This window comes from Rhodococcus sp. I2R, from assembly GCF_020889545.1.
GTDB lineage: Bacteria > Actinomycetota > Actinomycetes > Mycobacteriales > Mycobacteriaceae > Rhodococcoides.
On record NZ_JAHUTG010000018.1, the window covers coordinates 1 to 14422 of the forward strand.

Annotated in this window: 12 protein-coding genes and 3 pseudogenes; 9 read left to right on the forward strand and 6 right to left on the reverse strand. The window is 64.0% G+C overall.

Going from position 1 to position 14422, the window contains the following annotated elements; all coding sequences use genetic code 11:
- The first annotated feature begins 270 nt into the window (after nt 1–270).
- Nucleotides 271–690 carry a hypothetical protein gene (locus KVY23_RS17815; RefSeq protein WP_230557632.1) on the forward strand — a complete coding sequence of 140 codons (420 nt, stop codon included), beginning with the start codon at nt 271–273 and terminating at the stop codon, nt 688–690.
- Between the two features lie 203 nt (nt 691–893).
- Here the strand turns inward: KVY23_RS17815 and KVY23_RS25300 are convergent.
- The 3 genes and pseudogenes from KVY23_RS25300 to KVY23_RS17825 all read right to left on the reverse strand — a co-directional run.
- Nucleotides 894–1259, reverse strand: a pseudogene (locus tag KVY23_RS25300) (integrase core domain-containing protein); the annotation flags it as partial.
- Nucleotides 1260–1554: 295 nt separating this feature from the next.
- Nucleotides 1555–2640 carry a sugar phosphate nucleotidyltransferase gene (locus KVY23_RS17820; protein WP_206511884.1) on the reverse strand — a complete coding sequence of 362 codons (1086 nt, stop codon included), beginning with the start codon at nt 2638–2640 and terminating at the stop codon, nt 1555–1557.
- 471 nt (nt 2641–3111) lie between these two features.
- Nucleotides 3112–3204, reverse strand: a pseudogene (locus KVY23_RS17825) (3-alpha-hydroxysteroid dehydrogenase); the annotation flags it as partial.
- Between the two features lie 377 nt (nt 3205–3581).
- Between KVY23_RS17825 and KVY23_RS17830 the strand changes: the two are divergent.
- Nucleotides 3582–4181 (forward strand): annotated as a pseudogene (locus KVY23_RS17830) (ABC transporter ATP-binding protein).
- Between the two features lie 165 nt (nt 4182–4346).
- On the opposite strand, the gene KVY23_RS17835 reads toward KVY23_RS17830, so the two are convergent.
- Entirely contained in the window at nt 4347–5090 is a 744-nt protein-coding gene (locus KVY23_RS17835; protein WP_206511882.1) for a glucose 1-dehydrogenase, read from the reverse strand.
- The gene (locus KVY23_RS17840) at nt 5087–6259 is read right to left on the reverse strand and encodes an NADH:flavin oxidoreductase (RefSeq protein ID WP_230557633.1); all 1173 of its coding nucleotides are present in this window, start codon (nt 6257–6259) and stop codon (nt 5087–5089) included. Before KVY23_RS17840 ends, KVY23_RS17835 begins: the two co-directional genes overlap by 4 nt.
- 67 nt (nt 6260–6326) lie before the next feature.
- Here KVY23_RS17840 and KVY23_RS17845 point away from each other — a divergent pair, with 67 nt between their 5' ends.
- The 6 genes from KVY23_RS17845 to KVY23_RS17870 all read left to right on the forward strand — a co-directional run bounded on the left by KVY23_RS17845 (nt 6327) and on the right by KVY23_RS17870 (nt 11654).
- Nucleotides 6327–6905, forward strand: a complete 579-nt coding sequence (locus tag KVY23_RS17845; protein WP_230557634.1) for a TetR/AcrR family transcriptional regulator — start codon at nt 6327–6329, stop codon at nt 6903–6905.
- A gap of 102 nt (nt 6906–7007) precedes the next feature.
- Entirely contained in the window at nt 7008–8786 is a 1779-nt protein-coding gene (locus tag KVY23_RS17850; RefSeq protein ID WP_230557635.1) for an alpha/beta hydrolase, read from the forward strand.
- A gap of 6 nt (nt 8787–8792) precedes the next feature.
- Complete coding sequence (locus KVY23_RS17855) at nt 8793–9341, forward strand: hypothetical protein (RefSeq protein WP_230557636.1); 549 nt, start codon at nt 8793–8795, stop codon at nt 9339–9341.
- Nucleotides 9342–9366: 25 nt separating this feature from the next.
- A complete protein-coding gene (locus tag KVY23_RS17860; protein ID WP_230557637.1) occupies nt 9367–9660 on the forward strand; it encodes a hypothetical protein in 294 nt (97 codons plus the stop codon).
- Nucleotides 9657–10055, forward strand: coding sequence for a YbaB/EbfC family nucleoid-associated protein (locus KVY23_RS17865; protein ID WP_230557638.1), 399 nt, complete (start codon nt 9657–9659; stop codon nt 10053–10055). Before KVY23_RS17860 ends, KVY23_RS17865 begins: the two co-directional genes overlap by 4 nt.
- 54 nt (nt 10056–10109) lie before the next feature.
- A complete protein-coding gene (locus tag KVY23_RS17870) occupies nt 10110–11654 on the forward strand; it encodes an HNH endonuclease signature motif containing protein (protein ID WP_230557639.1) in 1545 nt (514 codons plus the stop codon).
- A 106-nt stretch (nt 11655–11760) separates the two neighbouring features.
- Here the strand turns inward: KVY23_RS17870 and KVY23_RS17875 are convergent, their stop codons facing one another.
- Nucleotides 11761–13548, reverse strand: a complete 1788-nt coding sequence (locus KVY23_RS17875; RefSeq protein ID WP_230557640.1) for a DUF4012 domain-containing protein — start codon at nt 13546–13548, stop codon at nt 11761–11763.
- A gap of 238 nt (nt 13549–13786) precedes the next feature.
- Between KVY23_RS17875 and KVY23_RS17880 the strand changes: the two genes are divergently transcribed.
- Entirely contained in the window at nt 13787–14317 is a 531-nt protein-coding gene (locus KVY23_RS17880) for a sugar transferase (protein WP_268995234.1), read from the forward strand.
- Nucleotides 14318–14422 lie beyond the last annotated feature (105 nt).

Genomic DNA, 14422 nt, shown 5'->3' on the forward strand with positions numbered 1-14422 from the left:
CAGCTACCGGCTCAAAGACCGGCAAGGACTTGTCACACCGGTCGAAGCACCGGCATCATGAACCTGCCGGACACCGACACATCAGGTCGTACACAGACCGACACGTGAGGTCGTCCACCGATACCGCGTACTGGCACACGCGGGTGTGTATGAAGCAGGTAGAACTTTCCCCAAGAGATATGCGCTCTACTCTCCGAACCGTCTCGGGCTTGATGCCGCTTCGCGTCTTTGTGAAGGGTGAAGCTTAAACTTGTCCAGAAGCGTGGTGCAGTGAAGGTGGTCCTCGACCACCCGCGCGGATTCAGCTCCCTGTACGGCGCATGTCAGGCGATCGGCCCGAAGGTCGACATCGGCTCGGAGTCGATGGGGAACTGGACCAGGCAGGCTCATATCGATGCGAAACAGGTTTCCGGTGCAATGAGCGACAAGCTGCAGCGCATCAAGGAGTTCGAGCGCGAGAACCGAGATCCCAACGAAGCCGACGATATCTCGAAATCGGCATCGATTCTTCGCGAGAGAGCTCGATCCTTCCCGCCTCTGCGCGCTCGGTGCGACCTGATTCAGGTCGGAGCACAACCGGGCCGCTTTTGGCATGCACTGGTGCCGGATTGGTCTGGTCGTTGCCGCCGCGCGACGATACTCAGATCAGGACTGGTGTGTGGCATCCGCAACCTCGTGGGTGAAGCGTAGGTAGTCACCCCGGAGTAGCCTGTTCCGCGTGGTCTCGTTGTAGAGGTCTTGGCAGGTCCCCGATAGTCTGACCACATCGTTCTGAAGCCGGTTCTGATTGATGTCAGTCGATCTCGAAGCCATCCACCGGTTGGTGGGTGTGGCAGCCATCTCGCAGCGTACGCCCCCGCAAGCGGGAGGCACCCCCAGGACGGGGTGAGGTAGCTCAGCGACGAGTGGCGGTGCCGGTGGTTGTGGTCGTCCTTGAAGTCCTCGATCACCACCTTCGCCTCGAGCAGGCTCGTCCAGTAGTTCCGGTTCAGGCACTCCTTCCGTAGCCGGTTGTTGAAGGATTCGATGTGGCCGTTGTTCCGTGGTGTCCCCGGCGGGATATAACAGATCCCGACCCGACCACGGCAGAACTGTTGCAGCACTTGCAATATGAACTCCGGACCGTTGTCCATCCGCAACACCAACGATGGTCCGTCCCACAATGCGAACGCCTTCTCCAACTCCTCCGTCAGCCGCTGAGCGGTGATCGACAGCTCGACGATGTTCAGCACTGACAACCGGGTGTGCTCGTCGATCATCGACGCGGTCTTGGTGGCCTTCCCGTCGACGGTCGTGTCGAACTGAAAATCAAGTGCCCATACTAGTTTCGGTGCATCGGTGTCGATCTGCGGACTGGAACAGATACCGGCGCGTGTGCGAGGGTGATGGATCCTCACCTGCAGCCCTTCCTCTTTCCAGAGTCGGTGCACCTTAGTCTTGTTCACCGGGGACACGCCAGTCCAAGCCGTGCATGTCCGTGAGCAGCATCGGCCAAGCGAGCCGAGCAGACTGATGTTCGTAGACCGAGAGCTCGTCCCCGATGACCAAAGCCGCTTAGACGTCGGTCGAGAATCGCACTCCACCGTCGGGAATTTTGACCCCCGGCCACACTCTCGCGCCGCGCAGAAGTTCACAGCGCGCTCCGATGTCGGCACCGTCACCGATGACACCGTCACGAACGAGTGCGCGTGGGCCGATACGAGTTCCGAATCCGATTATGGATCGTTCCACCACAGCACCGGCCTCGATCACTGCCCCGTCGAACACGACCGCGCCATCGAGTCTCGCGCCCGCGCCGATTTCGGCACCGCGTCCGATTACCGTGCCGCCTATGAGGAGCGCACCGGGAGCAACACCGGCACTCGGGTGCACGAGCGATTCGCCGCGTGTACCGCTTAACGCCGTAGACGGTGCAATCCCACGAACGAGATCGGCTGAGCCTTTGACAAAGTCCTCAGGTGTACCCATATCGCGCCAGTAGGCACTGTCAACGTGACCGTACACTCGCTTTTCTTCGGCTAGAAGTGCTGGAAAGACTTCACGTTCGACGGACACCGGCCGATCGTGTGGGATGGTCTCGATGATCTCGCGTTTGAATACGTAACATCCGGCATTGATCTGGTCTGTCGGTGGGTCCTGCGTCTTCTCGAGGAAGGCGGTGACGCGGCCGTCCTCGTCGGTGGGTACGCAGCCGAAGGCTCGGGGGTCACCAACTCTAACGAGATGAAGGGTGACATCTGCATTGGTTCTGGTGTGGGTATCGAGCACGGTTGTCAGGTCGGTACCCCCGAGGACATCACCGTTGAACACGACGACGTTGTCGGCACGGAGCTTGGGTAGTACGTTGCGAATGCCGCCGCCCGTACCCATGGGCTCGGTCTCGGTGACGTATTCGAGTTCGATTCCAAGCGCGGAACCGTCGCCGAAATGCGCTTCGAACACTTCGGCCTTGAACGACGTGCCGAGAACGACGTGACTTATGCCCGCCGCCTTGATCCGCGCGAGCAGGTGATGCAGGAATGGTAGACCGGCAGTGGGTAGCATCGGTTTCGGCGCCGACAGGGTTAGAGGCCGGAGTCGAGTGCCTTTACCTCCCACGAGTATTACAGCGTCGGTCGTCTTGCTCGTGTCAATCGGCATTGTCGGCCTCTCTGTTGGCATCGTTTGTTCCCGATCGTCGATCTGTCACTGTCGAAGTGATGAAGCCGCAACCACCTCAAGCGCGCCGCGAACCCTGTGCGCAGAGCTCATCGTAGGGGGCCTGCCAAAGATTTGGGTTGGCGAGTGTGGCGCTACTGGCAGACGGTAATAACGCGGAGTTCGGATCGACAGCCAGAACGTTCCAGGCCAATCTCATGCCACGTTTCGAGTCGGTAGCGGAAGTTGGGTGGTGTCTGCGCCGCCGCATTTGACCGACGCCATGGCCGACCTAGCCGGCATCACCGCCTTGGCACCGGCATGGCCCCGCACCTGAGCGCACGCCTGCATGTCGAGAAACGTTCCGGTGAGGTTGATGTCGACGGTGCGCTGCCGATTCTCGAACTCGTAGGCCTCCGAACTCCTCAGCGACCGGGGCGCCTTCCTCGTCGCGAATCGCCGAGGACAATGGACAACCTGCGCGCCCTCGGCCACCATTGCTCGGCATTGACTCAGTCCCATCCCACGCGCGGCGCCGCTCACGAGAGTCACTCGTCCTTGGTTCAACTAACGCCGCCTCCTCAGCACGCTCGAAGCCTGCAAGCGCTAGCGCGACCGAAACGAATCGGCAGTGTACAACAGAAACCGACCCATTGGTCCTCTCGTTGGCGGAGAGATATACGCCATTTGAAATTCTTCGCGGTCGGCTTATTCTGACCTTCAGATGGAGGCGGTGAGTCGCAGTCGTGACGGGGTACGCGTGACGGGGAGTGATCATGACTCGCGCCAAACGGGGCAGCCCCGATGGGGTGCAGTCACGGTCCGATGAGGGCGGCGCAGGCCGAAGTCGATTCTGGACAATGCTATTGGCGACATGGGTCTACACATCGAACGGAGATGTACATGCTCGACGCGAGGCCGAAGAGTGCCTTCGAAAGTACCCTGTGAGTCGGCCGGCCGTTTCCGCAGCCGCCGTCAGCAACTCGCCTCAGATCGCATCGCAGGAATTTGCTCTGCGATGCGTCGACCTGACCAAGAGTTACGGCGAGAAAGCTGCCGTCAGCGGAGTCAGCTTGCAGGTTCGACGAGGCGAGGCATACGGACTGCTCGGACCGAACGGTGCAGGTAGGTCCACGGCCATCGGCATGATGGTCGGTTTGGTCGAACCCGACTCCGGCGAGGTCTACGTCGGAGACATCGACATGGCGGAGAACCCTCGCGAAGCCAAGAAGCGAATCGGCTACGTACCCCAGGAAATTGCGGTCTACCCCGAACTGTAGGCGCGCGAAAGTCTACGGTTCTTCGGCCGCCTGTACGGGCTGGGCCGAGTCCGTCTTCGAACGCGGATCGAGGAAGTTCTCGAACTCGTCGGCCTGACCGATCGTGCCGACGATCGAATCGATACCTACTCCGGAGGTATGAAGCGTCGCAGCAACATCGGTGCCGGCCTGTTGCACGAGCCCGACCTGATCATTCTCGACGAGCCGGCTGTCGGTGTGGATCCGCAGAGTCGCGATGCCATCCTCACAGGCGTCGAGAACTGACTGAAAACGGGCTTGCGTCAGTGCTCACGGAAGCGGCAGTGCTGGCCGCGATGGCCGTGGTTCTGCTCGGGGTTGCCCTGCTCGTTTTCGACAGGCGAGTTCTCGCGGGCCGCTGACACGCTATCGAACGTACGTGGCGCCAATCTTGTTCTCTGGCTCTGTCTACTAGTCGAACGTCCGATGCGGGACGCCCGCCATCAGTCCGCCGTCGATGATGAACTCGGAACCTGTCGAGTAGGAGGATTCGTCGCTGGCGAGGAAGACGACCATGGCGGCCACTTCGGATGGGTCGGCGCCTCTGCCCAGCGGAATCTGTAGGAAGTCCTCGGGGATGTTCTCAGTCATGGGAGTGCGCACGAACCCGGGGTGGATCGAATTGACCCGCACCTTGTGGGGCGCGAGTTCGAGGGCGACCGATTTGGTGAGGCCCCGCACTGCGAACTTCGTTGCGGTGTAACCGTGTAGGCCTGGGCTGCCGCGGAACCCTTCGACCGAGGAAATGTTGATGATCGAGCCGCCACCGGCGTCGATCATCGATTGAGCGCATGCCTGCATACCAAGAAACGTTCCGGTGAGGTTGATGTCGACGATGCGCTGCCAATCCTCGAACTCGTAGGCCGTGATCAGATTGCCGTTGACTATCCCAGCGTTGTTGACCAGTACGGAGACGGGCCCGAACTTCTGAGTGGTCTGCTGCACGGCGTCGGCCCAGCTTTCCGGTGAGGTGACGTCGAGGTGCACGTACAGCGCGGCGTCGCCGAACTCCTCAGCGGCCGCGGCGCCCTCGTCGTCGAGAATGTCACCGAGGACAACCTGCGCGCCCTCGGCCACCATCGCGCGGCAATGACTCAGTCCCATCCCACGTGCGGCGCCGCTCACCAGAGCCACTCGTCCCTGCAGTCGATTCATCCGAGACTCCCCGAGGGTGTCAGCACACAGCGCGTGCCGCTGTAGATCGTCGGCATGCACCGATTGCAGTGGATGCACAGTGAGGTGGAGCGGTCTTCCTTCTGCATGGAGTTGATCAGGTCCGGCTCACGCAGTAGCGCACGTGCCATCGCCACGAACTCGAACCCCTCGGCCATCGCCAGATCCATCGTCGACCTGTTCGAGATGCCGCCCAGCAGGATGAGCGGCATGCGGACCGCGTCACGGAACTGGCGCGCAGAATCGAGCAGATACGCCTCGCGGTACGGGTAGGCACGGAGGAACTTGCTGCCGACCATCCGGATGCCGGCGCGCTGCGGCTGCGGGAACGACGCCGCGAACTCGCGTAGCGGCGCATCACCGCGGAAGAGGTACATCGGGTTCTTCAGTGAACTGCCAGCGGTCAATTCGATTGCATCGAGCGAACCGTCGGACTCCAACCACTGTGCCACCGCCAGGCTTTCATCGAGCCAGAACCCGCCTGGTACACCGTCGTCCATGTTGAGTTTCGCGATTACGGCGAGATCGGTGCCGACCTCGGCGCGCACGGCGTCCGCGACTGCCCGCGCCACCCGCGCACGATTGACGAGAGAGCCGCCGAACCCGTCGGATCTGCGATTGAGTGCCGGGCTGAGGAACGAACTGACGAAATAGTTGTGGCCGAAGTGCAGTTCGACGGCATCGAACCCGGAATCCGCGGCGATCCGTGCCGCCCGGGCATGATCGGCGACGATGCGAGTGATGTCCGAGACGGTCGCAGTCCTCGTCAGCCGCAGGCTCAGCGGACTGATCTGCCAGGACGGTGCCAATGCGGTCGCGCGGTTGGACACCGAGTTCGCGACGGGTCCCGCGTGACCGATCTGCGCGGAAACGGCGGCGCCCTCGGCGTGGATGGCGTCCGTCAGACGCGTCAGGCCGGGCACGGCTTCGGGGCGCATCCACATTTGGTGGCGGTCGGTGCGCCCCTCGGGGGAGCACGCGCAGTAGGCCACCGTCGTCATCCCGACGCCACCCGCGGCGACAGTGCGATGGAACTCGATGAGGTCATCGGTGACCAGGGCCTCGGGAGTGCGGCCCTCGAACGTCGCCGCCTTGATGACGCGATTGCGCAGCGTTAAGGGACCCAGAGCTGCAGATTCGAATACTCTCACGTCATCACCTATGTTTTCGATGCCAGTGGCATCACAATAGGAGGAACGGACGAGGTGCGTGACTGAAATGACGAAACCGAGCGCGGGCAGATCCGGTCGACCCCGCGACACCAGCATCGACGACCGGGTGCTGAGCGCAACCCGCGAACTGCTGATGGAACTCGGATGGGATGACCTCAGCGTGCGCGGAGTCGCAGCACGCGCCGGGGTGGGCCGAACCACCATCGACCGGCGATGGTCGTCGAAAGCCGAACTGGTGCTGCACGCGATCCTCGGTAGGACGCCCGACCTCACACCGTTCGACGGCACCGACCCCGCCGGGTGGGTGCAGTGGGTCGCCACCGGCAGCCGCGAACTGTTCGCCCAGCCCGAGGTGCGTGCGGCCGTGCCCGGACTGCTCAGCACCTTCGCCCGCAACGAGGACCTGCGTCGCCAGCTCTGGCTCAGCTTCAGCGGCCCACCGGCAGAACTGTTCTCGGCTGATTCGCCGCGCGACTCGGAAGATGCCGAGCTCGACGCGCGGGCATTGCTCGCGATGGCGGCCGGGGCATCGCTGTTCTTGAGCACCGTTGCGACAGAGGACGATACCGATGCCGTGCACGCCCGCATCGGTGAGCTCCTGCTCGCATCGATCCGGCGAGTCTGACGACGCTGCTATTCTGGCCCACGCGCCGGGGAGGGCGCCCGGGGGAGGGAAGCGGTCCATGGGGGACATCGGGGGCGGTTGCGTACGCGCAAGCGGTGAACGGTGCGCACAACCGAGGCGAGAACGCTGATGGCCGTACTGGTCTCGCAGTTGCGCGCCTGGACGCCGCGGTCACTGGCCGGTGTCGCAGCCGAGGTGGCCGGCATCAACGACGAGTTCGACGAGCAGATGTCGCAGATGGCACGCCGAACCGACGACGCTTTCGCAGCCTGGCAGGGAGATGCCGCCGCAGCCGCGATGGCCCGCTCGTTGGCCGACCGAATCGCAGAAAACCACATCGTCACCGCCGTCGCCGTCATCAGTGAATCCTTCGCGAAAGCGGCCGGTGAGCTCGGCGCGATACGGGAACCGGCGCTGGCCGTCGTCGACTCCGCGGTAGCGGCGGGCTTCACCGTCCACGATGTCGGCGCCGTGATCGCACCCATCAGCTCCACCGGCGAGATCGTCGTCGACATGTTGTTGCAGTCGAGTTTCGACGAACAGGCAAGAACCATCGAGGCCCGCCTGCTGCCACTTCTCGCTGCTGCGGCCGAGGCCGACCGGACCTGCGCGAGAACACTGCAGAACGCACTCGGCGACCTCGCCGACATCACCACCTCGGCCCCCGCCGCAGCCTCTTACGGGCCCGAGGTGCGCGCGATCCTCGACGGCGAGGCGTTCCTCCCCGATAATCCCGTCGCGCTCGCAGAGTTCTGGGATGGACTGTCCCCGGCCGAGAAGGACGGCCTGGCAGCATGGGATCCCACCATCGGCAACCGCGACGGCCTACCCGCAATCGACAAGTCGCGCTACAACCAAGAACTGCTGGAGACGTTGCGCGACAACGCACACGCCGACCTCGACGCCATCGAAGCGCGTCACCCGGATTGGATGAACGGTGAGAACCTGCCACCTACCGACGGCATCCTCACCGACGAGGACAGCGCCAACCAGCGTGAGCTGGACCGGTGGCTCGACGAGCGCGCCGACGCGGAGAAGTCCGCATTCGGATACGACGAAGTCCGGACGCAGCTCGACAAGGACGGGCCACAGCGGTTGCTGATGAACATCGATGCCGAAGGCCGCGGCGCTATTGCATTGGGCAACCCCGACATTGCCGGCCACGTCGCGACATACGTGCCCGGCACGAGCTCGGGGTTGCCGTCACTGGGAGGGGACATGGAGCGGGCCGAATTTCTGCTCACCGCCGCCAACAGGTTGAACGACGGTGACAACGCGGTCGTGACATGGGTGGGCTACAACGCCCCACCCGAGTTGCCCGATGCGGCATCGGCCGTCTACGCCGAGGCGGGCGCACCGCGGCTGGACAGCTTCCAGGACGGGTTGCGCGCCGCGCACGAGGGTGCACCGTCACTCAACACCGTGATCGGGCACAGCTACGGCAGCACCGTCATCGGGCACGCCATGAGCGACGGCAACTCGCTGGCCGTGGACAACGTGGTGTTCGCCGGGAGCCCGGGCGTCGGACACGGAGTGAACGGGGTCGGCGAACTGAGCCTCGACAACGTCGACCCGACGTCCAACAACGAACGGATCTTCGCGACGGCTGCATCCTCTGATCCCGTGACCTGGATAGGCGACGGCGTGGACGGCATCCGCGTGGCGGCCTCGGTGTTCGGCCTTCCCACGGGCGAGCTCGGGCACGGCGCCGACCCCACGAACCCATCCTTCGGTGCGACGGTATTCGACAGTCACCCGGGGCCCAGCGTCAACATCGTGGGCGTGGACATCGGGTTCTCTCCGTCCACGCACAGCAACTATTTCGTCGAGGAGAGCCAGTCCCTCCTGGGAATGGCCCAAATCGTCGCGGGAACGAGGTAGGAGACGATGATGTCGTCGTATCGCCGGGCAGTGGCCGGGCTGTTCATGGTTGCAGTGTTGGTGCTCGGGTGCTCGTATACCGCAGGTAAGAGCGTGAACGAGTCTTTGACGTCCGATGAAAGCATGAACCGCACCCTCGAACATCTCGAAGAGTCGCTGGCCGCTTTGCCGGCCGGGGGGAGGTTGGACCGCGTCCACCCCGAACTGCCTGTGGGGGATCTCGGGTACGGCGGGTTCGCGCCCTGCTACGACAGCAACACCGTCGTCGAAGGGCCCGAGTACTTCGGTGTCGGCTTTTGGGTGGTCGACGGCGGTGACGGACCGGCAGGGTTGAAAAGTGTGGTGGAGCGGTGGACCGAGTGGGGTTGGACGGGCGACGATCGAGCCCCCGACGGCGACCGGTACGCACAGCGAACCTCGCCCGACGAGTACACGCTGACCGCACAACTCAGCACCAGCGGGTACCTGAGCCTCAGTGGATCCTCGCCGTGCTTCCCGTTCGAGAACGGGACCGATCTCGACGCACAAGGTCCCGGGGTGATCGAGCAGCCGTGAGACCGGATTCATCGAACGGAAAGGGATGAAGATGCTCGAAGCCGACTCGGAATCGTTGCGCGCGTTGTCGACCTCGCTACGCGATACATCGGAAGCAGTCGCATCGTTTAACCCGACACCTCCAGCGGCGGCGGGCGCGGCGGCTATGCCCGACTCGGCCTTCGGTGCAGCCGCTGCTGCATCCGCAGAACCGATACTCGCGGCCTACCGGGCCACAGCAGACCGCATCCGGCACATGGGGGAGGCCGCGCTGGCGAGTGCCCACAGCTACGACGAGGCGGAAGCCGCATTCCGTGAACAGCTCCGGGGCACACAGTGAGTCCTCGCCCCGATGCCGTGGCGATCGAGGAACTGACCGCCAAAGCCGCACGCGTCCAGCTGGCCCTGCAATCGGTTCGGGGCCACGCGAGATCCGACGGCGCACACGTGCGCATCGAAGTCGGTATCGACGGCCGAATCACCGATATCGCACTGAGTCAGCACTTTTCGCAACTGGAACCGGATGCCGCCGAGGGTCTGATCGCACGCACCCACGCGGCGGCACTCGACGACGCTACGCGCGCCGCCCAGAGCATCCGACGCGAGCTGCTGGACGACCCACGTGTCGGAAGGCTCGTCGACACCGTAGTGGCGGAGCCGGATTCACCGGCCGGGAGCGTTGTTGTGCGGGATGAGGAGCCACTGCAGCCGACGTCGATTTATGAGCGGTGGTAGCGGGCTGCCTGTCGATTCGAGTTCTTGTCGGTGCCTCGTTGTACCTTTCGTGGCATGGAAGAAGTTGGGGGCTTCACCACAGCACACACGCTGTCCGACCAGGACATCGTGACCGCACTCGCGCGCATCCACACCACCGAAACCAGCTTGGCCGCATCCCGACTCGCCCTACTCGCCGAAGCCGAACGCCGAGGACTCGCCCTCAAACTCGGACACTCCTCCATCAAACGCTGGTACAGCAACGCCGTCCGCATCCCCGAAGGCAACGCCGCCCACCAAATCGCCCTCGGCTACTGGCTCGGCGCCCACCCATCCGTGGCAGAAGCACTCTCCGACGGCACCATCCACCAATTACACGCCAAAGCCATCGCCGACGGACACTCCACCATCCTCACCGCCAACCCCACCCTCACCGACACACACCAAGCTGATGCCGTAACAGTACTGCTCGACATCGCCACCCGATCCCTGCCCAGAACAGTCACCGACCGCGCCCACGAACTCGCCCACCAAGCCGCTTGCGATGCCCGAGCCCGGCACGAACCCGAACGACGACGCCGCGAAGAAGAACAACGCCAACAGGCCGCTGACAAGAACTCCCGTCCCGACAGCAAGCCCGGCGACCAACCACCTGCGCCACCTGCCTCACCTGCGCCGCCGCCCGGCCCACCGCCTGTGCCGGTCGCCGAGAACACCGCCCTCAACACCCTCGGCATCTACCCACTCGCCAACGGGCGCAGCAAAATCGACGGCAACCTCGACAAACTCACCACCGAAAAACTCAAAACAGCCCTCTCACCCCTGACCGCACCCACGCCTTCCGCTGATGGCACCCGCGACCCCCGAACCCCCAACAAACGCAACGCCGACGGACTCGCCGAACTCCTCGACCGGTACCTCAACGGACACCACAACACCGGACCCAGCAGCACCAACGTGAAGCTGATCGTCCCGCTCGCAGAGTTGATGAAAAAACCGCCTCACGGCCCGCCCCACGGCCCGCCCGATGAGAAGCAGTCCGGGGACGGACCGGGCGGTGGAGGAGACGGTGGCCGAGGCGACCGGGCGGGAGATGGCGGTGGCGATGGCCGGGCCGCTGATGAACGCACGGCCGGTGACCGCGCGGGTGGCCCGCCGACACCCGACGACCCGCGTTGGCCGTTCCGCCTCGACTGGACCGGCCCCATCAGCCGCCACCTCGCCGAACTACTCACCTGCGACGCCGACCTCACACCGGTCATCGTCGACGCACACGGCGTCCCACTCGCACTCGGACGCACCATCCGACTCGCCACACCAGCCCAACGCGACGCTGTCACCATCCGCGACCACTGCTGCGTCATGTGCGGACGCCCAGCGCAATGGTGCGAAGTCCACCACGTCACGTATTGGCAGAACGGCGGCGCGACAGACCTGAACAACCTCGCCCTCCTCTGCACCGAATGCCACCGGCAGATCCACAACACCGACTGGCAACTCGCGATGGGAGAAGACGGCCACCCGCAGGTCATCCCGCCCGCCGAAACCGATCCCGAACAACAACCCATCCCCAGCTACCACCGAAGACGAAAACACCGAGTACGAAAACACAGCGCCTAGCGTCGGCCGACGCGCCACACTCGCCCGCGCGAGTCACGCACCGCCGCAGCACAACTGCGGCACGTACCGGGGGCTCCCATGAGCCCCCGGGGATCAGTCGCAGCTGCTACGAGCACACCGGCACATCGACAGTGACAGTCGGATCATCGACCAACGGCTGCACCGGGACCACAGCCTCCCCGGCGACGGTCGGCTCCTCGAGCTCCCACGTCACCGTCGAGGACTCACCCGGAGGGATAGTCACGTACGCCGCTCGAACCGGATGACCCAACTCCACCCCGCCCTGCACCGAGAAAGCAGTCACGCCATCGACCTGCATCGACGTAATCGACGCACCCTGCGTCCCATACAGATACACGATCGCCTCATTGGTGCCGTACGGAACACCCGGCTGGAACGTGCTCGCCACGTACGGCGTCAAACCGTCCGCATTGACATTGTTGGTGAGCGTCGCCGTCACCGTCGACGTCCGCACATCGCCGTCACAGGACTGCGCAGTGTACGAAATATCGCGCGCCAGATAGTAATCCAACTTGTTGCCGCCAGCATTGTTGACGATCACATTGGCATACGGAACCGGATCGACGGGCAATGTGTGCCCGACCTTCGTCGGCGCCAACACATCCTGCACAGCCGGATCCGCGCTCCACACCGAGATACGTCCCTCGCTGCCTGCGCGGCCCACGGCGTCGAGCAGCTCGCGGGTCGGGGCAACACCCGTCGTCATCTCGTTGACTACCGCAGCCGCGATCTCCTGCAGATATGCCTTGCGCGCCAACTGATCATCACCGAAACGCGCATACGCCGTCGACAACGTCACCTCGACCACATTGTCGCTGGAGATCACCTCGCCGTCGGGGAGAGTGATGGGCCCCGTCGCGTCGAGGATGTAGCTCAACGCGATCGGATCGGTGGCGATAGCACCATCGAGCTGCTCACCCGTCTGCTCCGTCCACATCGAGGACCAGATCTGGCCCGCATACGGAAAGTGCGGGCTCGCATTGGAATTGCGGAAATCGACCGTGGTGTTGCGGGGGCCCCACAGCGCGTTGTACTCAGGCCCGAGATCGATGGGCTGCTCCGCGAAATCCAAGTCACTGTTACTGCCGAGCGTGTCCACCCGCGCGGTACCGTCCTCGGCGCGGAGGATGCCGAAACCACCCAGCAACCCACCGGTGCCGCGGGCCTCAGCGTTGGTCTGGAAAGCCAGGAAGTACGAGCGGGGGCCGTCCGCGCCCATCATTGTCGGGACGATCCGGCTCGCCGTGTACGTGTTGGTGAGCAACCCGGCGAGGTTGTGCGTCTGGTTCTCCAGCTGGACACGCGCGTCCTGGACGACGCCGAGGTACGCCGGGTCCTCGATGGCCTGGGCCTGCGCATACAGGGCCTCGGCAGCCGCGGACGTCTCGGCGAGGATCGGCTCGGCGTCGACGAGGGCCTGCAGGTTCACCCGGCCACCGCCCTCGAGGAGACTGTTGGGCGAGATCGATGCGCTGGCCGCGGACGCGGGCTCGAGAACGTCGACCGCGAGTCCCTGCACCACATCGGATATTTCGGAGACCGTAGCCAGCGGGCTGCCGAGCACGGGGATGGCGCCGGCGATGGTGAACGGCAGCGAGGACGCCGAGCTCTGCGCATCGTTCGCGGACTCGGCCGCGTCGGCGGCCGCGGCCTGCGCGCCCGCCACATCGCCGTCGAGAAGTGCGTCCTTCGCCCGGTTGGCGGCGTCGCGCGTTGTCTCCAAGCTGGACTTCGCGGACACCGCCTCGTAGGCGAGCCAGGCCACGAATGCCACCACGATCACCAGGACGACCCCGACGATCAGCAGGATCGGTCGCTTGCGGCTGGTGTTTCCTCGACGGTCGGTCGAGTGGGTGTCGGTGCTGTCGGTCATGCGCCCGGACTCCTCGTTTCTGCGAAAACCCGCTTGGTAACCCACTCGGGTGGTGATCGATTGCGATGATCGCTGGTGTTGCGCGCTCGGGGGAACAGTAGTGTGTCTTCCGCGGAAAGTGCAGACAAGTCGTACGTTAGTCCGTCCGAATGATGGGGTTCTTGAAGCAGGAAATACCCGCTAATGTGACGGTGATTACACAGAGGTAACACTTGTCCGCGGTGAAAACGTTAGTTGGTTGAAGAACAAGGCGGAGGAAATTCAAGTGGACGGTGGTCTGGGTCCGGCGAAGTCGGCGGCGAAAGCTGTGTTCGACACGCTCGTCGCCGCCGTGTTGCTCGTCGCCCTCGCGCCGGTGCTGCTGGGATGTGCGGCGATGATCAAGTGCGCGGGCGGCGGTGAGCCCGTGCTCGAGACCGAGGCGAGGCTGGACCATCGTGGAACAGCATTCGAGCTCCTCAGATTCCGTATTCCCGCTGGTGGGCAGGTGGGAGCTCTCATCGAGAAGCACAACCTCAACCACCTACCCGAGCTGCTCAACGTGCTCCGCGGAGACATGAGCCTGGTCGGTCCGCGGCCCCGCACGCTGCACAAGGCGCACGACGTCAACCCCGGTCTCAGGCCGGGACTGACCGGACTGTGGTCGCTGTCCACGGGCACGAGCGAGGAGTGGCCAGACATCGAACGCAGGTACGCCCGGACGTGGTCGATCGGGGGCGACATCGCCATCCTGGCGCGCACGATTGCCGCGGTTCGTTACAAGCTCTGAAATGCTCCTTCGATTCTTGTGATGAAGGCGAAACAGGCCTTCTGAGTTTTTTCATTCTCGGACTCGGGAAATCAACCGATATCGAACTGTGATTACAGAAACCGC